At 42.4% G+C, this 25,363-nt stretch carries 23 protein-coding genes; 16 read left to right on the top strand and 7 right to left on the bottom strand.

What is annotated here, in order from left to right; genetic code table 11:
* Window positions 1–85: 85 nt before the first annotated feature.
* The 4 genes from DXB15_RS17035 to DXB15_RS06725 form a co-directional block, all read right to left on the bottom strand.
* Window positions 86–262, bottom strand: coding sequence for a hypothetical protein (locus DXB15_RS17035; RefSeq protein WP_177957246.1), 177 nt, complete (start codon window positions 260–262; stop codon window positions 86–88).
* 51 nt (window positions 263–313) lie between these two features.
* Complete coding sequence (locus DXB15_RS06730; RefSeq protein ID WP_118702400.1) at window positions 314–1,465, bottom strand: IS91 family transposase; 1,152 nt, start codon at window positions 1,463–1,465, stop codon at window positions 314–316.
* A 260-nt stretch (window positions 1,466–1,725) separates the two neighbouring features.
* Window positions 1,726–1,851 carry a hypothetical protein gene (locus tag DXB15_RS17425; protein ID WP_256385908.1) on the bottom strand — a complete coding sequence of 42 codons (126 nt, stop codon included), beginning with the start codon at window positions 1,849–1,851 and terminating at the stop codon, window positions 1,726–1,728.
* A complete protein-coding gene (locus DXB15_RS06725) occupies window positions 1,844–2,086 on the bottom strand; it encodes a hypothetical protein (RefSeq protein ID WP_118702399.1) in 243 nt (80 codons plus the stop codon). Before DXB15_RS06725 ends, DXB15_RS17425 begins: the two co-directional genes overlap by 8 nt.
* Window positions 2,087–2,089: 3 nt before the next feature.
* Between DXB15_RS06725 and DXB15_RS06720 the strand changes: the two genes are divergently transcribed.
* Window positions 2,090–2,299 (top strand): hypothetical protein, encoded by a 210-nt coding sequence (locus DXB15_RS06720; RefSeq protein WP_118702398.1) that lies wholly within the window; start codon window positions 2,090–2,092, stop codon window positions 2,297–2,299.
* 48 nt (window positions 2,300–2,347) lie between these two features.
* Here DXB15_RS06720 and DXB15_RS06715 read toward each other — a convergent pair whose 3' ends face one another.
* Entirely contained in the window at window positions 2,348–2,563 is a 216-nt protein-coding gene (locus tag DXB15_RS06715) for a hypothetical protein (protein WP_118702397.1), read from the bottom strand.
* Between DXB15_RS06715 and DXB15_RS06710 the strand changes: the two genes are divergently transcribed.
* From DXB15_RS06710 to DXB15_RS06700, 3 genes are all read left to right on the top strand, one after another.
* The gene (locus tag DXB15_RS06710) at window positions 2,486–4,459 is read left to right on the top strand and encodes a pyruvate formate lyase family protein (RefSeq protein ID WP_330427483.1); all 1,974 of its coding nucleotides are present in this window, start codon (window positions 2,486–2,488) and stop codon (window positions 4,457–4,459) included. The two genes, DXB15_RS06715 and DXB15_RS06710, sit on opposite strands and share 78 nt — an antisense overlap.
* Window positions 4,460–4,599: 140 nt before the next feature.
* A complete protein-coding gene (locus DXB15_RS06705) occupies window positions 4,600–5,745 on the top strand; it encodes an aldo/keto reductase (RefSeq protein WP_118702396.1) in 1,146 nt (381 codons plus the stop codon).
* A 15-nt stretch (window positions 5,746–5,760) separates the two neighbouring features.
* Window positions 5,761–6,789 carry a transglutaminase domain-containing protein gene (locus DXB15_RS06700; protein ID WP_109215473.1) on the top strand — a complete coding sequence of 343 codons (1,029 nt, stop codon included), beginning with the start codon at window positions 5,761–5,763 and terminating at the stop codon, window positions 6,787–6,789.
* Between the two features lie 110 nt (window positions 6,790–6,899).
* Here the strand turns inward: DXB15_RS06700 and DXB15_RS06695 are convergent, their stop codons facing one another.
* Together DXB15_RS06695 and DXB15_RS06690 are read right to left on the bottom strand one after the other, a co-directional pair.
* On the bottom strand, window positions 6,900–8,237 hold the full coding sequence (locus DXB15_RS06695; protein WP_243115605.1) for a helix-turn-helix domain-containing protein: 1,338 nt from the start codon (window positions 8,235–8,237) through the stop codon (window positions 6,900–6,902).
* A 261-nt stretch (window positions 8,238–8,498) separates the two neighbouring features.
* The gene (locus DXB15_RS06690) at window positions 8,499–10,043 is read right to left on the bottom strand and encodes a PucR family transcriptional regulator (protein ID WP_118702394.1); all 1,545 of its coding nucleotides are present in this window, start codon (window positions 10,041–10,043) and stop codon (window positions 8,499–8,501) included.
* Between the two features lie 199 nt (window positions 10,044–10,242).
* Between DXB15_RS06690 and DXB15_RS06685 the strand changes: the two genes are divergently transcribed.
* From DXB15_RS06685 to DXB15_RS06630, 12 genes are all read left to right on the top strand, one after another.
* Window positions 10,243–11,541 (top strand): thiolase family protein, encoded by a 1,299-nt coding sequence (locus DXB15_RS06685; RefSeq protein WP_109215469.1) that lies wholly within the window; start codon window positions 10,243–10,245, stop codon window positions 11,539–11,541.
* Window positions 11,542–11,553: 12 nt separating this feature from the next.
* Window positions 11,554–12,624 carry a phosphopantetheine-binding protein gene (locus DXB15_RS06680; RefSeq protein ID WP_118702393.1) on the top strand — a complete coding sequence of 357 codons (1,071 nt, stop codon included), beginning with the start codon at window positions 11,554–11,556 and terminating at the stop codon, window positions 12,622–12,624.
* A gap of 179 nt (window positions 12,625–12,803) precedes the next feature.
* Window positions 12,804–13,811 carry a phosphate acyltransferase gene (locus DXB15_RS06675; RefSeq protein ID WP_118702392.1) on the top strand — a complete coding sequence of 336 codons (1,008 nt, stop codon included), beginning with the start codon at window positions 12,804–12,806 and terminating at the stop codon, window positions 13,809–13,811.
* Window positions 13,812–13,829: 18 nt separating this feature from the next.
* The gene (buk, locus tag DXB15_RS06670) at window positions 13,830–14,942 is read left to right on the top strand and encodes a butyrate kinase (RefSeq protein ID WP_109215466.1); all 1,113 of its coding nucleotides are present in this window, start codon (window positions 13,830–13,832) and stop codon (window positions 14,940–14,942) included.
* Window positions 14,943–14,973: 31 nt separating this feature from the next.
* Window positions 14,974–15,729 (top strand): acyl-[acyl-carrier-protein] thioesterase, encoded by a 756-nt coding sequence (locus tag DXB15_RS06665; protein WP_158582204.1) that lies wholly within the window; start codon window positions 14,974–14,976, stop codon window positions 15,727–15,729.
* 92 nt (window positions 15,730–15,821) lie between these two features.
* Entirely contained in the window at window positions 15,822–17,081 is a 1,260-nt protein-coding gene (locus tag DXB15_RS06660; protein ID WP_109215464.1) for an MFS transporter, read from the top strand.
* 301 nt (window positions 17,082–17,382) lie between these two features.
* A complete protein-coding gene (locus DXB15_RS06655) occupies window positions 17,383–18,633 on the top strand; it encodes an MFS transporter (RefSeq protein ID WP_109215463.1) in 1,251 nt (416 codons plus the stop codon).
* Window positions 18,634–18,644: 11 nt separating this feature from the next.
* Window positions 18,645–18,941 carry a 4Fe-4S dicluster domain-containing protein gene (locus tag DXB15_RS06650; protein WP_109215462.1) on the top strand — a complete coding sequence of 99 codons (297 nt, stop codon included), beginning with the start codon at window positions 18,645–18,647 and terminating at the stop codon, window positions 18,939–18,941.
* Window positions 18,942–18,953: 12 nt separating this feature from the next.
* Entirely contained in the window at window positions 18,954–20,726 is a 1,773-nt protein-coding gene (locus tag DXB15_RS06645) for an FAD-binding protein (protein WP_118702390.1), read from the top strand.
* Window positions 20,727–20,741: 15 nt separating this feature from the next.
* A complete protein-coding gene (locus DXB15_RS06640) occupies window positions 20,742–22,490 on the top strand; it encodes a [FeFe] hydrogenase, group A (protein WP_118702389.1) in 1,749 nt (582 codons plus the stop codon).
* Between the two features lie 157 nt (window positions 22,491–22,647).
* Window positions 22,648–23,838: a DUF3878 family protein gene (locus DXB15_RS06635; protein WP_243115604.1), complete on the top strand. Its 1,191-nt coding sequence runs from the start codon at window positions 22,648–22,650 to the stop codon at window positions 23,836–23,838.
* Window positions 23,839–24,018: 180 nt separating this feature from the next.
* Entirely contained in the window at window positions 24,019–25,260 is a 1,242-nt protein-coding gene (locus tag DXB15_RS06630; RefSeq protein ID WP_109215459.1) for a PLP-dependent transferase, read from the top strand.
* Window positions 25,261–25,363: the final 103 nt, after the last annotated feature.

The following is a 25,363-nucleotide window of genomic DNA, read 5'->3' as shown; positions in this document are numbered from 1 at the left end:
CTTTATAGGAAAGTTCGATTTTTGCCGACCTCTTGAACGAAAATAGCCCGCACTGAGGCGGGCATGCAGATAAAACGATACAGATTTAGAAGATATAAAAGCCTTCTACACCTGCCTCGTCATTAAACAGATCATCTTCATTTAAGAAATAGTCTAGGTCCAGAAGTTCATCTTCGCTCATGTTGCGAATGTCCATAGATGTTAATCCTTCTGGAGGATTATTTATATATTTTTTGCGTAATTCCTCAATGTTAGATTTCATGACAGTGTCCCTCCTTCAAGAGGATTATAACACAGATAATAGAAAAAAGAATTATGCAGAAGAACGCTTTCCACGAGATTTGGACATGGCTTTCTCGTAAAGTTCTTCAAGGGATACGCGTTGATGATTGTAATAGAGTTCCAGAAACTCCATCTGATGGCTGCATTCAGAACACAGCAAAGGATCGTAACCAAAGGAAGAAAGGATAGCTGTTCGCCATTGGTTAAAGCTTCGATAGAAGTGATGCTTTGATTTATGTATTGTTCTGTGAAGTTTTGAATCTATTGACCGATGTCTTGCGTAGAGACCGCCATATCGAATCATTTTGAAGTGTTTTTCTGGTATGTGGCGGATAAGCCGTTTGATGAAGTCCATGGCAGGTATAGTTTCTACCACATATTTTTCGTCTTCATGCCGGTTGTAATGAAAGGTAACGAGTTCACCATCGTATTTATCAATTCTGGAAGTGGCAATAACAGGACGTCCGAGATAACGACCGATATATTTGATTACATTTTTAGGATCACATTTGTTAGGTTTTGCATAGACATAGAAACCACTCTTATGATCGGAATAGCACTTTGCTTTTATCTTTTTAAAAGAAGACCCTAAGCAGGATTCTAATTCATTAAGCAATGCAGTGCGGAATGCATTACGAAGATAAGTGTAGTTGAAATGTTTGACGTTACGCCAGAATCCGTCATCACTGTATCCACCTTCGGAGATCAGGCAGTGGATGTGAGGATTCCATTTAAGATCACGGCCAAATGTATGTAAAACCATAAGGAACCCGGGGGTAAAATTTTTAGACTTATTCAATTTGAAAAACATCCGGGAAACAACACTGGTAACAGAATGAAAAAGACAGTTAAGAAGAGAACGGTCTTTGAGAAAGAAATCTCGAAGGTTTTCATCAATAGTGAAAACGCAGTGGCGATGTTGAACGTTAATCAGTTTGAAGGACATACTGGTAGAGCGTTCCATGGAATATTTGTTCCCGCAAGTAGGACAAAACCGGCTGTGACATCGGAAAGGTACAAATTTAAGATTTCCACAATGAGGGCAGCCGTACATGGCACCGCCGAAAGCGGGATTGCCACAGTTAATCATCTTATCGATATTTTCCATATCAGAATTTCTGGGATGAAGAGTATATTTAATTTCTTCATAATAGTCGGTAAAAATCTTTTGAAGTATATTCATAAAACTATTATGAAGGAAAATGGAAGAAAAAGAAAGCCCTAACCCCTCATGATTGAGGGGCAGGGGAGTTGACGTGTCGAAGACACTTTTTTATGCCGAGGTTCGAACCAAGGTTCGGTCTTCGCTCCGCTTCGGTCGGCGCTAAACAGACGTCCACCGGACGTCTAGCGCCCCGGCACGCTCACTATAAAGAACACGAAAGTGTTCTTTTTTTGTGCCGTGGTTCGAACCAAGGTTCGGTCTCCGTTCTACTTCGTTTTTTATACCTGCTTCACCACAATCACATTAATCCCCGCCCCATGAATCGAAGCACTGATATGCAGCTCTGTATCTGCCTTTTCAATTCCAATCTGTGTCTGCGGCTCTGTATTCAGCAGATTAGCCATTTTTCCTGAAGCGGAAACTGCGCCGGAAAATACGGATTGCTGCAGCGATAGAATCACAGGCAGCAGAGGTACGGTATTTTTCAGTCGATTCAGTCTGGATCATCACCTCATATCCCATAAACTGGAAACGGTTAGCAACCAGTGCAAGGGAACTTTCACTATCTCCAGAAGATGGAAAAAGCTGGATTTTGGAAATATTCAGCTCATACAACGCGTTGAATAAGCGTTCTCCCATGGCATGATAATCTTCAGTGGAAACTACAGCGACAAAGGTGCGGTTCAGATCCAGAATGACAGGCAGATTCGGATCAACGGATACACTGATGTGCGTATGACGGATCGCCGGACTGATCTCATGGTCGGTTCGCTCTGCCAGACTTCTGGTAATAATGCTGACAGACTGATTTTCGGACAGTGTTTGAAAACGGGAAGGGTTCTGTTCACTTAAAATGTAATCTTGAAACAGATCCCGATGTTCCTGCGGACTGTGCCCGAACTATTCCCGGAAAAATTTTTCGTAATAAGCAGTAGTAGAAAAACCAATGGCTCTTGACACAGCACTGATTTTTTGATTTGTTTCCAAAAGCGGAATCTCTGACATCTCACTTCTGGCAAAACAGCACTTCCGGCACACATTGAAGAATGTATTCAGGACGATATCATTACCGTCGGTCTGCGAAACGGTGTTTCCGGTGAGACCACCTGTGACCATGAAAAACTTCTGACTGTTGGAATCCGTGGTTACATGGAGGAGTGTCAGAGAAATATTGATAACACCGTCAGCACAGGAAAAGAAGATCAGGAGAAGATCGATTACTGGAAAGCATGCATCATCCAGTGTCAGGGACTGATCACATATGCACACCGGATGGCAGAAGAAGCAGAGTGTCAGGTAGCTTCCTGCACCGATGAAAAACGAAAAAAAGAACTTCTGACCATTGCAGAAAACTGCCGCGTGGTTCCGGAAAACCCACCACAGACCTTCTGGCAGGCACTTCAGATGGTATGGTTTGCACATGTATATTTCCAGATCGAGGTATGTACCACAGCTTGTGGTTTTGGACGTTTCGATCAGTATATGTGGCCGTACTACAAAAAAGATGTCATTGATGAGAAAAATATCACACAGGATGAAGCACTGGAAATGCTGGAGTGCTTCTATCTGAAAGCCTGCGAGGTATATGAAGTCAGAGATAAATGGTATGCAACATCCTTTGCCGGATATCCGATGTGGGAGATCCTGGTGGTCGGCGGCCAGACGCCGGACGGAAAAGATGCCACAAATGAGCTGTCTTATCTGTGTCTGGAAGCTGCCAACCAGTTAAAGACCACACAGCCGGTTATGGCAGTGAGAACCTGGGAAGGCACACCGGAGGAACTGATCCGCAAGGGATGCAAGATGATTCAGGAAGGACAGGCAAATCCAGGATTTTTCAACGATTATGCAGCCATGAAGATGACTCTTGGAAAAGGCTGCACCATTGAGGAAGCAAGAGACTGGACGATTGTTGGATGTATCCAGCCGGGACCGGGCGGTGGATCTACCGATGGTTCTCCGGACGCAGGATACGTCAACATGGGTAAAATGATTGAGTTCGTGTTACATAACGGTGTTGATCCGAGAACCGGAAAACTCATGGGACTGCAGACCGGTGATCCGCGGGAATTTAAAAATATTGAAGAATTTAAAGATGCTCTGAAAAAGCAGATCCTTCATCATTATAAACTGGTTACCACTGGTTATAACATTATGCAGGGCATCCATATGCTCCGCTATCCGGTAATTTTTGCCTCTATGGTCACAAAAGGATGCGTAGAGAGCGGAAAATCCGTACAGCAGGGTGGTGCAAAATACAGTACCGCAGGATTATTTATCACAGGAGCTGCAAACATGGCAGATTCCATTGCAGCGATTGAAAAATGTGTTTACGAAGATAAGGACATCACCATGGATGAACTGATCGATGCCTTAGACCACAATTTTGAAGGTCAGGAGAGAATGCGTCAGCTTCTGCTGAACAAACCGGAAAAATTCGGTAACGATGAAGCACATGTCGATGGCATTTACCGCGAGATGATGCATTTCATTGTAGATGAAGTACAGCAGTGGTCGGATGCGCGAGGCGGACATTATTCCTTTAACGTACATTCTCAGACTGTAAATGTTTCACATGGTGCCGTTTGCGGAGCAACACCGGATGGACGTTTATCCGGTGAGCCGTTTTGTGACAATGCAATTATCTTAAATCACCTTTTCTTAAATGGCAGGGATGTGTTTTTGCGCATTCCTGCTATTTGTATATGTGCAGATTCATCTCAGTCTGAGTTGAGACTCCCACTTCTGCAAGTGGTGAGTAGTAACAAGTATTTCTCAGTGGGAGTTCAATCTCTGACTGAGATAAATGCTCCGCGAGGGCGCACATTGTCTGGAAGACAATGGTTTTGCGCCGACCGGAACGGGGTGGAGAGCGCAGTGATTCTGAAAAGAAGATGTCAGCTTGCGCTGACCAGAATCACGCACCAAGTCTCACATGTGTTCGACTTGAATTATGTGAGAGTTTGTGTGGGCATAAGCATTGCAGAGATGCAGGAGAAGTGTGGATGGTAATAAAAAATTTGCCATCCGGAAGTTACTTTTACATTTTTTGTAAAAGGCTTGACTTGGAGTGCACTTCAACCTGTATAATAAAAACGATGATGTAATAAGAAAATGGAAAACTGGGTAAGAGAAAGGAGACTGATACCTTTATGATTTACAATGAATTTCAGGGATTAAAATTATCCGCTCTTGGAATGGGAAATATGAGACTGCCGGTTATCGACGGTGACGACAATCAGATTGATGTAAAAGCTGCGGAGGAAATGTTTGCATACTGCATGGAATCCGGCATTAACTATTATGATACCGCATACGGTTATCACGGTGGAAAATCCGAGCTTGTAGTAGGTGAACTGCTGAAAAAATATGACCGCAGCAGTTTTTATCTGGCTTCCAAGTTTCCGGGATATGACCTGACCAATATGCCGAAGGTAAAAGAGATTTTTGAGGATCAGCTGAAAAAGTGTCAGGTGGAGTATTTTGATTTTTACATGTTCCACAATGTCTGTGAAATGAACGTGGATGCATATCTGGACCCGAAATACGGCATTTATGATTATCTGATGGAGCAGAAACGCAACGGTCGTATCAAACATCTGGGCTTTTCCGCACACGGTGATATCGAGTGCATGACAAAATTTTTAGAAGCATACGGAAAAGACATGGAATTCTGTCAGATCGAGCTGAATTATTTTGATTACAAATTCCAGGATGCAAAAGGAAAAGTTGAATTACTGAAAAAATGGAATCTTCCGATCTGGGTAATGGAGCCGGTTCGCGGTGGTCAGCTTGCAACTCTTTCTGAGGAAGCAACTGCGAAACTGACAGCGGCAAGACCGGATGAAAAAGTACCGGCGTGGGCGTTCCGTTTCCTGCAGGCAATTCCGGAAGTAACTATGACATTATCTGGTATGTCTAACATGCAGCAGTTAAGAGACAACATTGCAACTTATGAGGAAAACAAGCCGTTAAACGAGGCTGAGATGGAGTTAATCCTTGGTGTGACTGATGACATGATCCGCAAGACAACTGTACCTTGCACCGGATGTCATTATTGTGTATCTCATTGCCCGAAGGGACTGGATATTCCGTTCCTGTTGAAATTATACAATGAGGCAATGGTAGCAGGCTCCGGCGCATTTATCGCACCAATGGCACTGTCTTCTGTAGATGCAGAGAAACAGCCGGAGTGTTGTATCGGATGCCACAGCTGTGAGAAAGTCTGTCCGCAGACCATTCAAATCCCGGATGCGCTGCACAGCTTTGCTCAGAAAATGGGACGTGTACAGGAGTAAGGACAACGTATCATTATGGAACCGTTTTACTATAACAAGATGAATAAACTGCAGCAGGCTGTGTATCACGGAATGCTGCAGGGCATCAATGCATTGGAGTCAGAGATTCAGATTCCGCGAATTGACGGGCGGGAGTTGTATGATATCTTTTTTCAAATGCGTCTGGATCATCCGGAAGTGTTCTGGGCGACGGGATATCAGTACCGCTATTATGACAATTCTTCCAATCTGATCCTGCTTCCGGAATATTTGTTTGATAAAAATAAGATTCGGGAGCATCAGAAAGCCATGAAAGCCCGTGTGGAAAAACTGGCGCGGGCGGCAAAAAATCTGTCAGAGTGGGAGAAGGAAAAATACATCCACGATTTTATCTGTGAAAATGTCACTTACGATAAACTGAAAAAAGCATATTCCCATGAAATCATTGGACCGTTAGGACATGGTGTGGGAGTCTGTGAGGGGATTGCAAAATCTGTGAAAGTGCTGTGTGATGCCCTTGGGATCTGGTGCATGATCGCCATTTGCGGAAACAATCCAGAGAAAGGCATCAAGTATCGGCATACATGGAATATCGTAAAAATCGGCGGACAGTTTTATCATCTGGATGTTACATTTGACAATACCCTTGGAAAGCACAGTCTTGCAGGACAGGAACTGCGCTATGATTATTTCAATCTGGAAGATAAAAAGATTTTCCGGGATCACGAACCGCTGATCGCACCGGCTCCTTCCTGTACGGATGGAGATCACTTTTACTATCGGGAGAGAAAGCTTTCTTTTACAAAAATAGAAGATGTGTACAAACGGTCTTTGCAGGCAGCAAAAAAGGGCAGATTACTGACCTTTCATTGGCGCGGCGGTTATCTGACAAAAGAGATTTTTCAGGAACTGTTAGAGCAGATCAAAAAAGCAGGGGATGAGAAACAGAAAGCAGTAAGGATCAGTATGAACTGGGCGCAGGCTGTCATACGTGTCAGCTTTGTGGATGCAGTCGAAGATGCATGTATTGATATGGAAGAAGCAAACGAAGGCGAGCAGGAATGACCTGTTCGCCTTTTACGTAGTTTGCAAAAGATTTTTGTTTTCGTTAATGGATGTGTAATAACAAATCCGTGTATAGTTTTAGTCTCTCTGCCTTTCGCATAAACATGTAGTTAAGGTTCGGTTGATGAAAATGTAACCTTTACAGGAGCAGCGTCATCAGAATCCAGATCAGCGTTAAATAGAATGGAAGTAATAACATCAGCATTTGAAACATTAAAATAGTTTACTCCGACTCCACTTACTTCATAGGTAATATATTGTTTCAGCGTGGAATTATACCAGTGCAGTCTAACGGTGTAATCTTCTGCTGTATTATCTTTTGGAACCGTGAAGCTGTATGGAATATAAAGCGTAGTTCCATCCTCAGATAAGAGACTCATATCATCTTCATCCAGGGTATAAGAGTATACTTTTGTGTCATTTGCCAGAACCTCAAGTGTGACGCCCGAGATAAAGAAACGACAATTGACATTGTTACTGCTCAGGCCAAAGTGACCATCGTTACGACGATTCAGTTTATCATAGGAATTTCCGTCAGCTTGAAGACTTGGCTGCCAGTCTGCTAATGACAGGACAGAAAAAGAACTATACTCATCATTCATATCTACGGTCTGTTTTGAGCCGTTTGTATCGATACATGCAGTTGTTGTATAAGTGTCAGCACTGATCGGCAGGTCAGCGAAACCAGTATAGGTGCCGTCCTCACAGGTAAATGTAACCGGAATATTATTTTGATCCGAGTTATTCTGAAGCTGCATGGTCAGAGTCGTGTTATCCTGATAGTTTTTCAAAACAGCAGTAAATTTGACATGCAGATTTTTCCCATCTTCCGTAACGGAATCTGCAGTCGCGTTATAACTTTGAAAATAAGTATCCCGTTCCGTGGTGTAATCGGAATCATTATTTATATAAACCGGAGCGGAGCTCTGTGCAATCTGAGTGGAAAGCGCATTTAATTTCGTGGAAAAAGTTACTGTGACTACGATCAAGGCAACCGTCAGTGCCAGACACGCAGTACCAAATCCAATAGTAGTCCGCTTCCAGGTTTTATGGTTTTTCTTCAGTATTTCAGAAGTAATCTTTTCAATGGTTTCCGGGGAAACGCCGGATGCAGTAGAATGATCATGATCAGTAGCATCATGACTACCATTTGTGAAAGCGAAATCGGTTGATGTATTTGTACCATTCTGGTTATTTGGCGGGCAATCATCATTCTGAGTCAAATCAGAAGATTCTTCCGCAAAAATATCCATATTTTCATCTAATAATTGATCCAATGATACTTGATAAAACTCTGCCAGAAATTTTAATTTTTCAAGATCCGGGCGTGTGGCATCGGATTCCCATTTGGAAATAGACTGGCGGGAAACCTGAAGCTTTTCTGCCAGCTGTTCCTGTGTCATATTTTGTTTTGTTCGTAATGTATATAATTTTTCACCTAATGTCATAAGGTACCTCCGTCTGGAAAAGGATGATCCTGTCATGAAATTGTCATTACAGAATCAAGCGGTTGTTGTGTGACTTTCCGGAAATTAAAAATATATCAGATGAGAAATAAGGCCATCTTTTATAGTTCGTCAGCAGCAAAAATGCGAGAGCATTTCTGAAAGTGTGTGATGTATCTCATCTGATTTCAGTATAAAAAATCGGTGGAAAATGTCTACCAATCGATGTGAGCGATTGCGCAACTTTTGGTTGCACCCCAGTATTTATGCGGTTGGACGGTTCATTTCATATGAAAGAATTAGATACATCCGTTCCCTGTAATTGTCAAAATCTTCTCCGATCAGAGTGTTTATTTTTTTGAATCGATAGACCAGAGAGGTACGGTGCATATCCATGGCTTCTGCCGTTGCAGCGAGATTTCGTTCATGAGTCAGATACATGTATAATGTATAGGCAAGCTCAGAATGGTGTTCTTTATCATAATCTAGCAAAAACTGCATTTTCGGATGACAGAAAGTCCAGCTGGATTCATTTAATGTAAAAGAATTCAGCATATGTTCCAGATAATAATTTTGGTAGGAAAACAGGTTGGGTGAATGTTCCTTGCATGTACCAAGTTCAATGGAGCGTAATGCCTGATTGTAGTATTCTTCAATATTCAAAATATCCTGGAAACAGTTGCTCATACCGGCAAAAAGCCCATTTTCCTGACAGAGCTTTTTCAGGGTATCTATATACTCTGGTGGAAGCAACTGATTGGTCGGAATCGTAATGATGGCAATGAGCTGACCATTGTAAATAACTGTTTTCAGATATGGAATCCGGCTCTCCAGCATGTTTCGGACATGACGTGCATTGACGGTTTCCTGACTTCTTGCAATTTCGATGACGATACAGTAATTGTTGCCGTTGAAATCATCCTTTACATAATTCATATGTGTAATAGAAGAACGGTCTGCGGCAATTTTGCGATCCAACAGATCACGGATAAAATATTCATAGTTAAATCCACGCGCATTCTGAATAAATGCATCTTTTATGATCTGCTCATTGATATATTTTTTTAAAATCAGCAGAAATTCAGTATCAATCGGTTCCAGTGGTTTATTGATGGCTGAAACGACAATATGACCGAGATCTTTGCTTGTGTTAATGGAACAGTAAAGCTGTTCATAACCGAGTTCTTCATTGAAAGCATGGATTGGGAGTTCACTTCTTTTTACCCGTTCATGGATATTATTCTGTCGGCTGACCATTTTAAAATCCTGATCGGTAAATCCTTTTTTCTCCAGTGTACGATCCGTAAAATTCTGATCTTTTAGTTTTTCAAAGGGAGCTGCGATCAGATTATAATTTGCATCAAAAACAAATACCGGATTTCCAAATACCCGGTAAGAATAGTCGATGGCTGGCTGTAATCCGTTATCAAAAGCCAGAAAATCGAGGAGTGTAGAACCGTAAAATCCAACACCGCACTGAATAGTGTAATAGCTTTGCAAAAGACCATAGATTTTTTCGGGATTATTACATTGCACAAATAAGACACTTACAAAATCCGGGAACTGACTGTTCAATATATCCATATTGATATCCTCAGGAACAATACATAAAAGATGTATATCCTGAATAAATGGGAAAGAGAGCAGTTCCGGTGTATAGGTGCATGTATACAGTAAATGGATGGTCAGTGGCTGCGGCGCATCATATAGTTTATTCCATCCAGTCAGGGCATGTATACCATCGGATGAAGTCAGCAGTGTGGAATAGTCTCCCAACTGATATTGAATTTGTTTTAACCCTATGTACATTTCAAGTCCTCCTCTGTCTGTCCTTTATTATACACGAAATAATAAGCAATGTAAAAACACTTATTCTACATTAGTGTAGAAAAACACTTGTATATTTCGCAGATATCATACAAAAAAAGTGAGTCATATTTTTTATACAATGTAATCAGCAGAGATAGTTATTGTGAACTGTAAAAATTGATAAAAAGGAGAATGAAAAATGAGCTTTAATGATAATCTTCCGAAATTAAAACCGTTTAAAAGAAGCGTTTCCATCATTGGTGTAGGTGCAACTCCGTTTGTCCGTATTTTGGATGATCCGTCCGTAGATGGTATGAATGAGCAGGAACTTTTTGCATATGCAGCGCGGGATGCCATGAAAGATGCCGGAGTCGATGGCAGTGATGTGGAATTTTATATCCATGGACAGGCCGGACCGGGATGGACCAGTAACCTGGCAACTCCAAACATGCATGTGGCAAACTGGATCGGAATGAAAGGAAAAGGCTCCTATCATCACAGTGAAGCATGTGCAACCGGTTATGTGGGCGTGGAGACAGCCGTTGCATTAGTTGCTTCCGGTGAATATGACATGGTTCTGAGTGGTTGTATCGAGACACCATATTCCATCGCATACCCGACCAGAGTGGTAACAAAACGTCGTTTCGGTACAGATGCGATCTTCCATGATGTACTGGCTTCTACTCAGTGCAGAGATTATACCTTATTTACCCGTGGTTCTCTGCCATTTAACTCTGAATCCTGGCTGGATTATTATGTAAAAGAGAATGGAATCAGCGAAGAGGATGTGGATGCAATGATGACTGCTTTATCTGTCAACTGCCGTCGTGCAGCAGCATTAAATCCGTTGAGTACCATTACCAATAATACATATGAGGAACTTGCAGCAACAAACGGTATGGATTCCGCTTATGAGTATCTGCATTCCAAATTCAATCCATTAATTGGAAAATATATGAGAGGTTCTCACTTTGAACAGCGTTGTGACGGTGCAGCAGCAATTATTGTATGCCCGACAGAACTGGCTTATAAATATACCGATCATCCGATTGAGATTCTTGGTATCGGTCATTCTAATGTGGAGGCTGGAAACCCGAGAAATGAGATGTATGCAACACAGAATGCATATCGTCAGGTAAAAGAACTGACCGGACTGACAGGTGCGGATATGGATATCTTCCTTGCAAATGATTTCTACAATCAGTCTGAATTCCTGTCTGCCGAGATGTGTGAATATCTGCCGAAGGGTGAAGGCTGGCAGTATACAAAAGAAGGCCGTATTGCTTATGATGGAGACCGTCCGATCAATACAAATGGTGGCCGTTGCCAGTATGGTCATGCAGCAGGTGCTTCCGGATTACATGATGTGTATGAGGCAGTTCACCAGATGCGAGGAGATGCAGGTGCAACACAGGTTCATCATGATGTAAAACACGCAATGCTCCGTGGATTTGGCGGAAGCCAGAACGTATTGAATATCATGATGGAGAGAAAGTAGGAGAGGAGGACGATGGTTAAAATGACAAAATATGATTTAAAACCAATTGTAAAAACTTATTATGATGCTTTGGAAGAAGGAACCATTCTGGGAAGAAAATGTACCAGATGCGGACATATCGAGTTTCCTCCTTATCTGTGCTGTAACGAGTGCGGAGGTCTGGATACCGAGTGGGTGGATCTGACAAATATGCGTGGTATTGTAAAGCAGGCACTTCCGACAAAAGGTGCATTTGGTGATCCGGAATTCCGTAACACACAGGGAGATTACTTTGCAGTAGAGATTGAAGTACCTGGTATGGATCCGTTTAATGCAAGTTTGCTGCATGTAGATTATGACAAATACGAAGAATTTGATCAGTATATTCAGGAGCATGAAGTAGAAGTAAAACCGTTACTGTTCCAGGATGAAGATATGAAAGTTGTAGCCTGGGAACTGGTGGAAGATAACGGATTTAAAAAGATTCCGGAAATTAAAGCACCGGAACCAAAGAAAGAAGAGACAAAAACTGCAGCAGCAACTGCAACGGTAGATCTGAGTAATGATGCAACCACACAGACCGTTATTGAGGCGGCAGCAGATGCGTATGGAGTAGATGCAGCATCTATTACACTGGCAACCGACATTCGCGAGGATTTATCTAATGAATCCATGAAGATGATCGTCATGATCTCAACCATTGAGGATCAGCTGAATGTAACAATTGAAATTCAGGAAGCAAGTAACCTGAATACAATTGCTGATTTTGTAAATGTAGTAAAAGAACGTCTGGGTGAAGAGACAATTGCTTCGAATGCACCGGTAGCAAATAATTCTGATACAGCGACAGCAGCACAGTCATCCGAAGAACTGGATGATGTGGCAAAAGCTGTTATCGAAGCAGCAGCAGATGCCTACGGTGTAGATGCATCCGGCATTACACTGGCAACCGACATTCGAGAGGATTTATCCAATGAATCCATGAAGATGATCGTCATGATTTCCACTATTGAGGATCAGTTGAATGTAACAATTGAAATTCAGGAAGCAAGTAACCTGAATACAATTGGAGATTTTGTTGCCGTTGTACGGGAAAGATTATAAACAAGTAATTTTCAATAACCTTATATAATACCTAACCTGAATACCTGGGTGTACGCTGGAAATCTGGTCAGAATATTTTCATTGCAAAAGATTTCACTGTACATCAAAACCAAATGTCGGAGAAAGTCGCTGCAAATACGGTGGCTTTCTCCAAATTTCAAAAAAAGGAGCGTAAAAAAATGGCATTTCAGTTCATGAATTCTATTTATGATAAAGCAAAGAAAAATGTAAAAACCATTGCAATTCCAGAAGTAACAAATGAATATATGATCAAAGCAGCAGCAAAAGCAACAGCAGACGGAATCGCAAATATCATTCTGGTTGGAAATCCGGAAGATGTAACAGCAACGGCCGGAAAAGCCGGTGTGGATGTGTCAGGAATCCGTGTGGTAGATGTGAATGATACAGCTTATAAAGAAGAATTACTGGATAGATATAATAATTCTCCGGATAAAGCTATGCCAACGAGTTTTGTAAAGAAAAGAATCGACCACCCACTGTATCTGGCAACTCTGCTTCAGGCTGTGGGAGAAGCAGACGGAACACTGGCCGGAGTAGATACAACAACATATGAGTTTGTACTGGCAGCAAAAAGTATCATCGGAATGCAGCCAAACTGTCCAACAGCTTCCGGACTTCTCATTGAAGAGATTGAAGGATTTGCCGGAGATCAGGGTAACCTGATCGGTATGTCTGACGGAGCTGTCTGCATTCAGCCGACAGTGGAACAGCATGCCGGAATCGCAATTTCTTCCTGCGAGACATTCGAGACATTGACTGGAACAGAAGCAAAATGTGCCTTTCTTTCTTTCTCAACCGATGGTTCCGGTGGATTAAGTGAGCCTGTAAAAAAAGTGCGTGAAGCTGTTGCACTGGCACAGCAGTTGAGACCGGACCTGAAAATTGACGGAGAATTCCAGGCAGATGCAGCAGTGGATGCGAGAGTCGGAGAGAAAAAAGTAAAAAGAGAAAGTGCAGTAGCAGGACATGCAAATGTACTGATTTTCCCGGATGCAGCAGCTGCAAATATAGGTTCCAAGTTAGTACAACGTCTGGCAAATAATGTGCAGGTGTATGGACCAATCTATCAGGGATTCCGCCTGCCGATTCTTGACTGCTCCAGAAGTGATACAGATGTCGAACTTTATAACAATATTGCATTGCTGGCAGTTATGGCAGGAAAATAAAAAAGGAGAATATCATTCATGAAAGAATTTACTGTATTAACGATCAATCCTGGCTCATCCAGTACGAAAATGGGTGTGGTAAAAGGCGATAAAGTGATTGTAAACCGTGAGGTAGATCATCACAAAGAAGATTTTGCAGAGTGTAAAACTTTTGCAGATCAGGAACCAATCCGTATGGCAATGATCCGCAAAGCACTGGAGGAGGAAGGGATTGCTCTTTCTGATCTGGATGCTGTAGCAGGTCGTGGTGTTGGCTTATATCCATGTGCCGGAGGAACATATAAAATCGATGAACTTGCCTATGAACATGCAAAAAATGATGTAGGAGGTATCCGCCATCCGGCCAGCCTTGGAATCATTATGAGTTATAAACTTGGTCAGGAGTTAAATATTCCGGCATTTTTTGTAAATCCAATGCCGACAGATGAACTCTGTGACATGGCTCGAGTGACCGGTATCCCGGGGATTTACCGTCCGGCAAAATCCCATCCGCTGAATCAGAAACAGGTGGCAATCCATCACAGTGAACTGATGGGCAAAAAATATGAAGATTGCAATTATATCATCCTGCATCTGGGTGGTGGTACCAGCATTACTGCACACGAAAAAGGAAAAATGATTGACGGAAACCGTGCAGGTGACGGTCAGGGACCAATTTCACCAAATCGCTCCGGAGATTTATGTGTGGATGATGTCATTAAATGCATCAAAAAAGGTATTTCACCGGATGAAGCAAAAGATTATGCTTCCAGCAAAGGTGGATTACTTGCATGGTGTGGCACCGATGACCTGCGCGAAGTAAAAGCAATGATCGCAAATGGTGACAAAAAAGCGGAGCTTGTATACAATACCATGATTTATTCCATGGGAAAATGGACAGCTATGATGGCTGGTGCATTAAAAGGAAAAGTAGATGCTATTCTTCTGACAGGCGGCATGGCAAGAGATACGGAACTTTGCGATAAACTGGCTGAATATATTTCCTGGATCGCACCAATTTATAACTATGCAGGAAGCTTCGAGACAGAAGCACTTGGATTTGGCGCAATCCGTGTCCTGAAGGGAGACGAGGAAGCAAAAACATACACAGGAAAACCAGTATGGAATGGTTTCCCATGGGATAAAGAATAAAAATACAATGATACAGGCGGAGGTGAGAAATATGGGAGTACCGGTGTTTACGGCAGAACATACGAAAGGTGTCTGCCAAATAATGTTTGAAATTTCAGATGAAATGACAAATTCAGACGGCCGTATGAGCATTGGCTCACTGGCACGTCAGATGCAGCGTATTACGGAAATCCATTTTGATCAGGAGGCAGGTCTTACCGGGGAGGAGTTACTTGCCAAAGGGATGAGCTGGGTGATTTCCTGGACAAACATTGAACTGGAACGTTTACCGACTAAGGGTGAAAAGGTAATCTTACGTATCTGGCCGGGAAAAAATAAAGTGAATCTGTATTCCAGGATTTATGCGATGTACACAGAAGCAGGAGAACCATTAATGGCGACATCTTCGCTGTTCCTGCTGATGGATCAGAATACCAGAACGGTGGCAGCACAGCCGGAAGAAATGAAGATCATGAATCCGGTCATTATTGCCGGGGAACCGAATCTGCCGAAGCTGCAGCAGAAGTTTCCAAAGGAATACAGAAACCAGCTGTTGCGAACGGTATCAACAGAGGAAATTGACTATAATGGCCATCTGAACAATTCCAGATATCTGGACTGGACAGAAGCACTGATGGATGAAGACTTCTATGCAGAGCACAAACCGAAAAATATTTGGGTACAGTATGCAAAGGAATTGCGGGAAGGGGAAAACGCAAAACTTCAGTATGTCTGGGAAGAAGATGTTATGTACCTGAGAGGTGTACATAACGGGGAAAATTCCTTTTTGGTGAAAATGATGTTTTAAAGTGTATAAAGATACAAAACAGAGAAAAGATTTGTATTTGAAAAACGAAAAACATATTTTGAAAGACAGAGAAAAGAAAGAAAGAGTGAATTATGGAAACAAAAAAACTATCAAAAAGCTTAACGGATAACCGTTTTGGCGGCTGGGGCTGGAGTATGATCTTCTACACGATGATCCTTTACTTCTTTTACGCAGCGATTACAACAGATGGAATGAATCTGATTCCGTCTGCCTTTGCTGAGGCTCACGGATGGGATGCAAATACGTTGCTTTCTGTTGCTACACCAGCAGGTCTTGTCGGACTGGTTGGAGGATTTGTTTTTGGCCGTCTGGTTATTAAGACGAAACCGAAAAATATGTCAGCAGTGACATTGATCATTACAGGAGTGCTGTATGCACTGCTTGGAATGGTTCCATCGGTTGCGTTATATACCATTGATCTGATGCTGATCTGTTTCTTTGCGTCCGGATTCGGTACCGCGGCATGCCCGGCTTTTATCGCAAACTGGTTTCCGCGTAAAAAAGGAATTGCACTTGGATGGGCCACCATGGGTGCACCGATCAGTTCCAGTGCGTTTGTTGCCGGATTTGCTGTATTGCTTGCAACAAAAGGAATCCGTACAGCATTTGTTATCTTTGGAGTATTGGCAGTTATCGTAGGAATTATCACATTTTTCTGGGCGAAAAATGAACCGGCAGATGTGAACTGTCTTCCGGACAATATGGAACTGGATGAGACAGTTTCCACGCAGGAGCTGGTACTGGATAACGAGAAATATTCTATTAAAAATATTTTGAAAAACAAAAACACCTGGTTGATCGTATTTGGTTATGGATTTTTATGGATGGTTCTGGTTGGAATCATTTCACAGTTTGTACCACGTATGATGTCCGTAGGATATACAAATGCAGAGGCACTGACCTTTATGTCAATTACTTCTATTATTGCAATCCCGGGAAGTTATCTCTGGGGATGGCTGGATTCCAAATTCGGAACAAAGAGCATTTCCATTGTATTTGCATTTTCCTATGTGGCTGCACTGGTATTGCTGATCACATCCTTTAACATTGTATGTGTATGGCTTGGATGTATTTTTGCCGGACTTGGAATCGGAGGACTTCTGAACCTTCTGGCTTCTATGATCATTTCCGTATTCGGAAGAGATGGGTTTATGTCGGCCAACAGTATCATTTACCCGCTGGCAAACGTTGTGCGTACACTGGCATTTATCCTGATGGCTATGCTGCTGAAAGTTTCCGGAGGAAGTTTTACACTGCCATATGTTGTATTTATTGTAATTGACATTATCGGAGCAGGACTGATCATGTTGATTCCATATAAGAAAGCATAAAGATACATAATAGAACAATATTGCAAAACACTTAATTTTTAATATACCTAAAGTCAGAGAAAAACCGTCGCGAATGTGGCGGTTTTTCTGCATTTTGAACGCAGGTTGCAAAGCGACTGCGTTCATGAGCAAGCAGCGAAAGCGGATTGCGAATGTCAGTTTTAATTCAAAAGAGAGAATAGAAAAATCTTTCTATACTAGTGTAGAAAAATGACAATTTTTTTCAACAGAATACTATGAGATACTGGCAGTTAAAACACTCTATACTAAAGGTATCAAAAAAAGAAAAAGGAGATTTGGTATGGAGGCAAAAAAACACAGTTGGCACGGTCCAAAACAGATTGGTATGATGATCTACACAGCAATCCTGTTCCTGATCGGAACAAGTATTATCGGAGGAAATAACAATACGGTATTTCCAATGTTTTCAGAAATCAGAGGATGGGATGTCAATGTAATCAACGTAGTATCCGGCTTAGCCTGTATCGCAAAGGCAATCGGTGTATTGGTTCTGGCAAGAGTTGTAAGAAAGACAGGGGCTAAGAATCTTACGACAGTGACATTGATTCTTTCTGCTTTGTTACTGATCGTATTTGGAACGACAAAGAGCTTACCGTTATTCCTGATTGTCATTTTGATTATCGGATTCTTGGGCGGCGGTTATGAGAAGAACGGTGGCATGACACTGACAGCAAGCTGGTGGCCGACAAAGAAAGGTATCGTACTTGGATTTACAACGATGGGTATTGTGGCAATGAACTTCCTGTATGTACCGATGATGCCGAAACTGCTTGGCAAGCTTGGTCTTGGCGGAGGAATGACAGTTATCGCAGTGATTCTGATTATTGTGGCAATTATTACCGCAATATGTGTAAAAAATAACCCGGAGGAAGCCGGAGAATATCCGGATGGAGATCCTACCTATGCAGTAAACGGAGCTGAGATCGCACAGATGATGAAAGAATACAAGAGTCCGTTTACAATTGGAAAAGTATTAAAAGATAAAAATACATGGTTTATCGGTCTTGGCTCAGCACTCGCATTTTTGGCTGTTATGAGTTATATTGCATCCGCAATTCCGGCAATGCTGGCCATTGGATACGCATATACACAGGCAGCTGCAATTTTCGCCGTTGGTGGAATCATGGGAATTGTCGGAAGTTTTATCTTTGGTATTATAGATCAGAAAATCGGAACAAAAAAAGCATTCGTAGCATATTTCGTATTTATTATTATCGGATTTGTGGCATTACTCGGTATGCCAAAAGGTTTGACATTCTGCTGGATTTCCGGTGTTGTTATTTTTGCTGCACAGGGTGCGTTATGTAATTTGCTGCCATCTTATGTAGCCAGCAAATATGGACGCTGGGATTATACGGCAGGTTACCAGGTAATTGGAACAATTTTTGAAATCGGAGCTGGTATCGGCGTTATGATGACAGGTTTCTTTGCCGGCAATATTATGGGTATGTATATCTTTGATATTGTAGTACTGGTGATCGGATTGATCTTTATGGCACTTTCCAGTGATAAATTTATCGGAAAACGATAGGAAACAGAAAAATGGAGGAAAAACGAATGATTGTTGAAAACAGGGGACAGCAGCAGAGTATCCGCTATGTAATAGATACAGACCGTTGCTGTGGATGTAAAAAATGTATCCGCCGTTGTATGGAAAATGTATGGCAGTGGGATGAAGAAAAAAAATATGCTTATCCGAAATATCCGGATGAATGTGTATTGTGTTATCAGTGTGAGATGGATTGTCTGAACAATGTCATTGATATTCAGGTTATTTCCGCTCTTCAGGTGGATCCGTTGGAATACAGTGCGGAACTGATGAAGAAGCAGGGCGAGTAGGAGGTAGAGATAATGGCAGATATCAAAGATTATGGTGAATTATATACTTCGGATATACTCGTTGTTGGCGGCGGTATGGCAGGCCTTGTAACGGCCATCCGTGCAAAGGAAAATGACCCGACACTTGATATCCTTGTAATTGATAAAGGTATTATCGGATGGAATGGACAGGCTACAAAAGCAGGAAACGGAATCCGTTCCACATCCAAACATCCGAATGGTGTAAAAAATGCACTGGAATATCTGGTGCATGCACATACCCCGTTCTTAAACGACCAGGAGTTCCTGAGAGATTATCTCGTATATCACAGAGATAATATTGATTATATGAAACACTGTGGTGTTATCACATCTTGTAATGAAGATGGCGAAGCTACTCCGCTTCCGTTTATCCCGGATGCACTGGATATGGGCGGTGTTTCCATCAATGTATGTGCACAGTTGCGTCAGATGGCATTGAAATTAGGCATTCGTTTATTAAGCAGAGTGAATATTTTTGAACTTCTGACCAACAAAAAAGGAAAAGTTATCGGAGCCATCGGTTTTGATATGGATCATATGGAATGCAAGATCTTCCATGCAAAAGCAGTGGCAATGGCAACACAGGGATGTCACTTTAAGAAAATCGGTCTGGAATTTATGGGATATGGAACCGGTGTCGGTGCTATGTACCGTGTTGGCGCATTAATGCGAAACGTAGAATTTTCTACACAGGTAGACGTTGTATTTAAGAAAACAAATACACCGATTTATGGTGGATTTAACATGATCTGCAATAAAAATGGTGAGAACCTGACAGATAAATATATCGGTCATAAAGAGTGGGAAGTAACACCTGCACTGGTTGACGCCATGGTAAAAGAAGTAGCGGCTGGAAATGGTCCGCTGACAGTAGATCTGGCGCATCCGGATGAAGTCCGCATGATGATCGGCGGAACAGATATGGATGAGTCTACCCAGCGAATGTTCCGTGACAAAATGGCATGGGAACATCTGGTATTCAGTAAAACACAGGAAAATCTGGGTGTTATGGGCGAAGTAGTAGATACTACAATCAAGACAGTTATTCAGGTGGAACCGATCAAAGTAGATAAAGAAATAAAAACAGATGTAGAAGGACTTTGGGCACCTGGAAAAGTAACCACACAGGGAAATGCATATTTTGGCTGGACCCGCGGTGACGGACTTGGAAATGCTTCCACTACTGGTATGATGGCTGGCGACAGCATTGCACCATATGCGGCAAAAGCAGAGTGGGATGAACTGGATCTGGAGCAGGTGGCAGCTTTAAAAGAAAAAATTTATGCTCCATTACACAGAGAAGATACCCATCATTTCAAAGAGATTTACGATATGATCGAGACGTATATTTTCGATGTACATAAATGTATTCTGAAAGATGAGGCTGAGATTCAGAAAGTGTATGCTGATATCGAGAAGATGAAAGCAATCGTACCGCATCTGACTGCTGATGATCCGCATTCTCTGTCAAAATGTCTGGAAGCAGCAGATACGATCCTTTGTCTGGAAATGATCTTCCGTTCTGCGGAAATGAGAAAAGAAACCCGTGGTATCATGTATCCGCATTACCGCGCGGACTATCCTCAGACAGATAATCAGAACTGGCTGAAATGGATCAATATCCGTCAGGGAGCAGATGGTGAGATGGAATTATTTACCGAAGATATTCCGATGTGGAGATATCCGGTGCGTCCGCAGGGCTATATCATTCCGGAAGGACATACGGATGAATATGATGAAGCAGAATTTTATGCAAATTGTTAAGAGGAGGTTCGAAGAGTGAGTACAGTGAATATCAAGATCAACGGGTATGATTATACCATGAAAAAAGGAATCACCATTCTCGATGCTTCCTTTGAAACATTAAAAATGCAGCGTGAGTTTATGCAGCAGTCAATTCCGACACTTTACTATCTGAAAGGCGTGCAGGATGTGGATCAGTCCGGTGTCTGTATTGCAGAGGTGGATGGGGAGATTGTAAATGCATCTACCACCAGAATCAAAGAGGGCATGGAGATCCAGACAAGAACCCCGACTGTTATGGAAGCCAGAAAGAAAGCACTGGCAGCAATTCTGGAGCAGCACAACAAATCCTGTCTGTATTGTTTCCGTTCCACAAGCTGTGAACTGCAGGACTTATTGAAAGAATATGGATTTACCGATGAGCCGGATCTGCCAAAGACCAATCTGGAACAGCTGGATCTGAGTTCGAAAGTATTAATTCGTGATAATAATAAATGTATCAAATGCAAACGATGCATCAACGTGTGTGCAAAAATGCAGGCTGTATCTGCCATTGTATGTACCGGTGACGGTCTGGACGCAAAAATTGAACCGGCTTCTCCGGCCGGACTGGCAGCTGCAAGCTGTGTGAACTGTGGACAGTGTGTGGCAGTCTGCCCGGTTGGAGCACTGACAGAGAAGACACAGATGGATGAGGTAAAAGAAGCACTGAATGATCCGGAAAAATACGTGGTTGTTCAGGTGGCGCCGGCTGTCAGAGCGGCACTTGGCGAAGCTTTCGAATTCCCGATCGGTGTAGACGTAGAAGGCAGAATGGCTGAGGCACTTCGACGTCTTGGATTTGACAAAGTATTTGATACAAAATTTGGTGCGGATCTGACCATCATGGAGGAGTCCAATGAGCTGATCGAGCGTCTGAACAACGATGGAGAACTTCCGTTGATTACTTCCTGCTGTCCGGGCTGGATCAAATATGCAGAGCATTTTTATCCGGATATGCTGGAGAATATTTCTTCCTGTAAATCCCCGCATCAGATGCAGGGAGCAATTGTAAAAACATACCTTGCAAACCAGGAACACATTGCGAAAGAAAATATCGTTATGGTATCTGTAATGCCGTGTACCGCAAAGAAATTTGAGATTACCCGTGAGGATGAGTGCGGAGCTGGTGTTCCGGATGTAGATATTGTCATCACAACAAATGAACTGGCTCAGATGCTCAAAGATGCAGAAATCCAGTTGGAGGCTATGAATCCGAATTCTAAATTTGATCTTCCGCTTGGATTTGGTACCGGAGCGGCTGTTATCTTTGGTGTGACCGGTGGTGTTATGGAAGCTGCACTGAGAACTGCAGTGGAGAAACTGACAGGAAAAGATACTGTTTTAGAGTACACAGATGTGCGTGGCATGAATGGAATCAAAGAGGCATCCGTGGACGTAAATGGAACAACTGTAAAAGTAGCTGTTGTATCCGGCCTGGCAAATGCAAACCAGCTGCTGACAGCAATTAAAAACGGTACCGCAGATTATCAGTTTGTGGAAGTGATGGCCTGCCCGGGTGGCTGTGTAAACGGTGGTGGACAGCCACATCAGAACGCAGCAACCAGAGTACTGAATGATGTGCCGAAAATGCGTGGCGCTGCGTTATACCAGAATGATGCAGGTAGTGCCATCAGAAAATCACATGAGAATCCGGTAGTGAAAGAAGTTTATGAATCATTCTTGGGTGAACCGGGATCTGAAAAAGCGCATGAATTGCTGCATACAAGCTATCAGATGAGATAGCAGAGTCTTATTGTTGAACAGTAAGAGATAGAAATTACAAAAGAGAAATAGAACAGGATGCTGTTACTTTGTAGAAACGAAGTGATGGTATCCTGTTTTTTTGTCCGAAATAATAGTATAATACTAGAAGAAATACAAGAAGACGAGGACATATACGTTGGAAAAGAATGATTTCAGGACAGAATTGAATCCTTTTGAAATGCTGGAAGAACTGCTCTGGCAGGATCAGTTTGAATTGATTTTTCCAGAAAAATCAGATAATGAAAATTGTGGTGCACAGGAAAAAGGAGAAGCAGACAGAGCGGAAAATAAAAATGAAAGCATAATACAGAAAGATACATATACAGGTAAGAACGGCGTAAAATCAGAACTCCGTCTTGTCTATCTGATGAACGACGCAGTGGAAAGTTTTTTGGTCTTTGTTAATGCCAGAATGACCGGGCACTATCAGCCGGATTATGAGGGCGAACTGGAAGCAGAATTAAGCAGGGAAGATACGGATGACAGCTGTATTTATGTACTTGTAGTTCACCAGGGTGACAGTGTCGTGACAATTTTTTTTGAAAATTTAAAAGTGGAGATACACCTGTACCGTTACGGAGATCTTGGACATTTTTGGGTGAAGGGCTATGAATATCTGCGGCAGTTGGAGTACCGAATTGCGATTCTGCATACAAAATGTGAGTATCTGGGAGCGGATGCAGCCAGTGAGGAAGAACGGAAGCTGTCAGAATTGGTACATTTTCCACCGTTGAATTATGCCTGTTATCCGGCAGTCCCAGCGAAATATATCGTGCCAATGGCGGATGTGTGGGAGCCGACGGAACAGGCCATTTCAATCATGGAAGAACTGTCATCGGAAGCCGGAGATTACAGCCTGCTTCGGTGGCTGGCATTTTATCGGAAGCATCATGGAAAAACAATGAGCAGATTACTTGCATGGATGCTCCACAAGGTTAGTCATGGAGTCGTGGTGGATCTGCTGATGGAAAAACTGATGCTGGCAAGCGAAGGTTACCCGGTGCGTACCTATAAAACAGAAAAGCTTAAATCAGAAGACTCCAAATTCAAGAAGGAAGAAATTGGAAAAAGAGAAGTATATGATACAAAAGCATCAGAGCAGAGAACGGTATCTGCAGTCGGAGGAATATCACAGCAGTTATATGAGAAAATTCTGATGCAGGCAGCACAGCGTAAAATGGAGCTGGAAGCTCAGGGAAAGCAGGTCACACTGGTGAGGGAAGAACCTTTCACAACAGCGCAGGATTCCGTGGAATATAACGTATATCTGATGATCTGGAAGAAAAAGTGGGGAAATCGAATCGTAGAAGTAGAACATATTTTTTGACAGACAATAAAAATCCGACCTAAAAAAATGTATAAAAATAATTAATATTTGTTCGTTGTTGGAAAAAGATTATCCATCATTAAATCATACTATTCCGATAGGAGTGAAAACGTTTTCACAATCTTGGTTTGAAAACTGGAAGAAATTTCTGTATAACTGTAGGAAAGAAAGGACAGGAACATGAATTTTAATACACAACTATTACACGGAAAATCGGTGGGAGCGTATTCCTTTGGAGCAACCTTACCATCCATCAGTCAGGTGAGTGCTTATACCTACGAGACATCAGAACAATTGGAAAAGGTCTGTCAGAACAGGGCAGCAGGTTTTGCTTATACCAGAATCGGAAATCCGACGGTGGCAGCGTTTGAACGGCGCATCTGTGAGATGGAAGGCGGCTTTTCAGCAACAGCTTGTGCATCGGGTTTAAGTGCAGTGGTATTTTCTTTATTAAATATTTTGCAGAGTGGAGATGAGATCATTGCCAGCAGCGGAGTGTTTGGCGGAACGATCGACGTATTCCGGGATCTGCAGAATTTTGGTATTCAGGTGCATTACATCCCTTATCTGTCAGAAGAAAATATTACTCCGTTATTGAATGACAAGACGAGAGCCGTGTTTGGTGAAGTTATCAGCAATCCGGGACTGGATGTAATAGATGTGTCAGCGGTAGCCGCTTTTGTACATACGCATCAGGTTCCTTTGATTTTAGACAGCACGACAGCGACACCGTTGCTGATCCGGCCATTAAAACTGGGAGCGGATGTTGTGGTTCATTCCAGTTCAAAATACATCAACGGAAGCGGCAATTCCATCGGTGGTGTGATCGTGGATGGTGGAAAATTCCGATGGAATCCTCAGCGTTATCCGGTGCTGGCAGAGTACAAAAAGTTCGGTCCGGCAGCGTATACCGCACGGTTGAAAAATGATACGTTACGAAATTTTGGTTCCTGTATGGCTCCGATGAATGCTTATCTGAATACCGTAGGTCTGGAGACTATGGGACTTCGGGTACAGAAGGAATGTGAAAACGCATACGCGCTGGTAAAAGCGTTAGAACAGCTGCCAGATGTAACTGTTAATTATCCACTGCTTGAGACTTCTCCTTATCAGAAGCTGGCAACAGAGCAGCTTGGCGGTTATGGCGGTGCGATCTTAAGTCTTCGGGTTGGCAGCAAGGAACGGGCATATCGTCTGATGAATCATTTGAAATTTGCACATATTGCGACAAATATCGGAGATCTGCGGACGCTGGTTATTCATCCGGCTTCTACGATCTACATTCACAGTACCGAAGAAATGATGCATGCCGCAGGTGTATACGATGATCTGATCCGTGTCAGTGTCGGAATTGAAGACGCCAAAGATCTGATCGCAGATTTTACCGAAGCAATCGCACATGCGGATGAAGAAGCAGAGTAACAATCGATATAAGAAACGGATAATTTTACAAAAAACGATTGTGCAGAGAACTCTGAACAGATAGTATAGAAAATGACAAAAGAAAAACGGTTCGACTTGAATA

The sequence above is a fragment of the Roseburia sp. OM02-15 genome (genome assembly GCF_003481835.1).
GTDB lineage: Bacteria > Bacillota > Clostridia > Lachnospirales > Lachnospiraceae > Eubacterium_I > Eubacterium_I ramulus_A.
Note: the sequence above shows the minus strand (reverse complement) of the source record. Positions and strands in the feature narration are given on the sequence as shown.

Bases quoted from the DNA above. Each gene is read 5' to 3' on its own strand.
- DXB15_RS06725 (WP_118702399.1), bottom strand. From the start codon at position 2,086: ATGGGAGAACGCTTATTCAACGCGTTGTATGAGCTGAATATTTCCAAA.
- DXB15_RS06685 (WP_109215469.1), top strand. From the start codon at position 10,243: ATGAGCTTTAATGATAATCTTCCGAAATTAAAACCGTTTAAAAGAAGC.
- DXB15_RS06680 (WP_118702393.1), top strand. From the start codon at position 11,554: ATGGTTAAAATGACAAAATATGATTTAAAACCAATTGTAAAAACTTAT.
- DXB15_RS06645 (WP_118702390.1), top strand. From the start codon at position 18,954: ATGGCAGATATCAAAGATTATGGTGAATTATATACTTCGGATATACTC.
- DXB15_RS06660 (WP_109215464.1), top strand. From the start codon at position 15,822: ATGGAAACAAAAAAACTATCAAAAAGCTTAACGGATAACCGTTTTGGC.
- DXB15_RS06715 (WP_118702397.1), bottom strand. From the start codon at position 2,563: ATGGTCACAGGTGGTCTCACCGGAAACACCGTTTCGCAGACCGACGGT.
- DXB15_RS06675 (WP_118702392.1), top strand. From the start codon at position 12,804: ATGGCATTTCAGTTCATGAATTCTATTTATGATAAAGCAAAGAAAAAT.
- DXB15_RS17035 (WP_177957246.1), bottom strand. From the start codon at position 262: ATGAAATCTAACATTGAGGAATTACGCAAAAAATATATAAATAATCCT.
- DXB15_RS06700 (WP_109215473.1), top strand. From the start codon at position 5,761: ATGGAACCGTTTTACTATAACAAGATGAATAAACTGCAGCAGGCTGTG.
- DXB15_RS17425 (WP_256385908.1), bottom strand. From the start codon at position 1,851: ATGGCTAATCTGCTGAATACAGAGCCGCAGACACAGATTGGAATTGAA.
- DXB15_RS06650 (WP_109215462.1), top strand. From the start codon at position 18,645: ATGGAGGAAAAACGAATGATTGTTGAAAACAGGGGACAGCAGCAGAGT.
- DXB15_RS06730 (WP_118702400.1), bottom strand. From the start codon at position 1,465: ATGAATATACTTCAAAAGATTTTTACCGACTATTATGAAGAAATTAAA.
- DXB15_RS06705 (WP_118702396.1), top strand. From the start codon at position 4,600: ATGATTTACAATGAATTTCAGGGATTAAAATTATCCGCTCTTGGAATG.
- DXB15_RS06690 (WP_118702394.1), bottom strand. From the start codon at position 10,043: ATGTACATAGGGTTAAAACAAATTCAATATCAGTTGGGAGACTATTCC.
- DXB15_RS06720 (WP_118702398.1), top strand. From the start codon at position 2,090: ATGATAATCTTCAGTGGAAACTACAGCGACAAAGGTGCGGTTCAGATC.
- DXB15_RS06695 (WP_243115605.1), bottom strand. From the start codon at position 8,237: ATGACATTAGGTGAAAAATTATATACATTACGAACAAAACAAAATATG.
- DXB15_RS06630 (WP_109215459.1), top strand. From the start codon at position 24,019: ATGAATTTTAATACACAACTATTACACGGAAAATCGGTGGGAGCGTAT.
- DXB15_RS06655 (WP_109215463.1), top strand. From the start codon at position 17,383: ATGGAGGCAAAAAAACACAGTTGGCACGGTCCAAAACAGATTGGTATG.
- buk (WP_109215466.1), top strand. From the start codon at position 13,830: ATGAAAGAATTTACTGTATTAACGATCAATCCTGGCTCATCCAGTACG.
- DXB15_RS06665 (WP_158582204.1), top strand. From the start codon at position 14,974: ATGGGAGTACCGGTGTTTACGGCAGAACATACGAAAGGTGTCTGCCAA.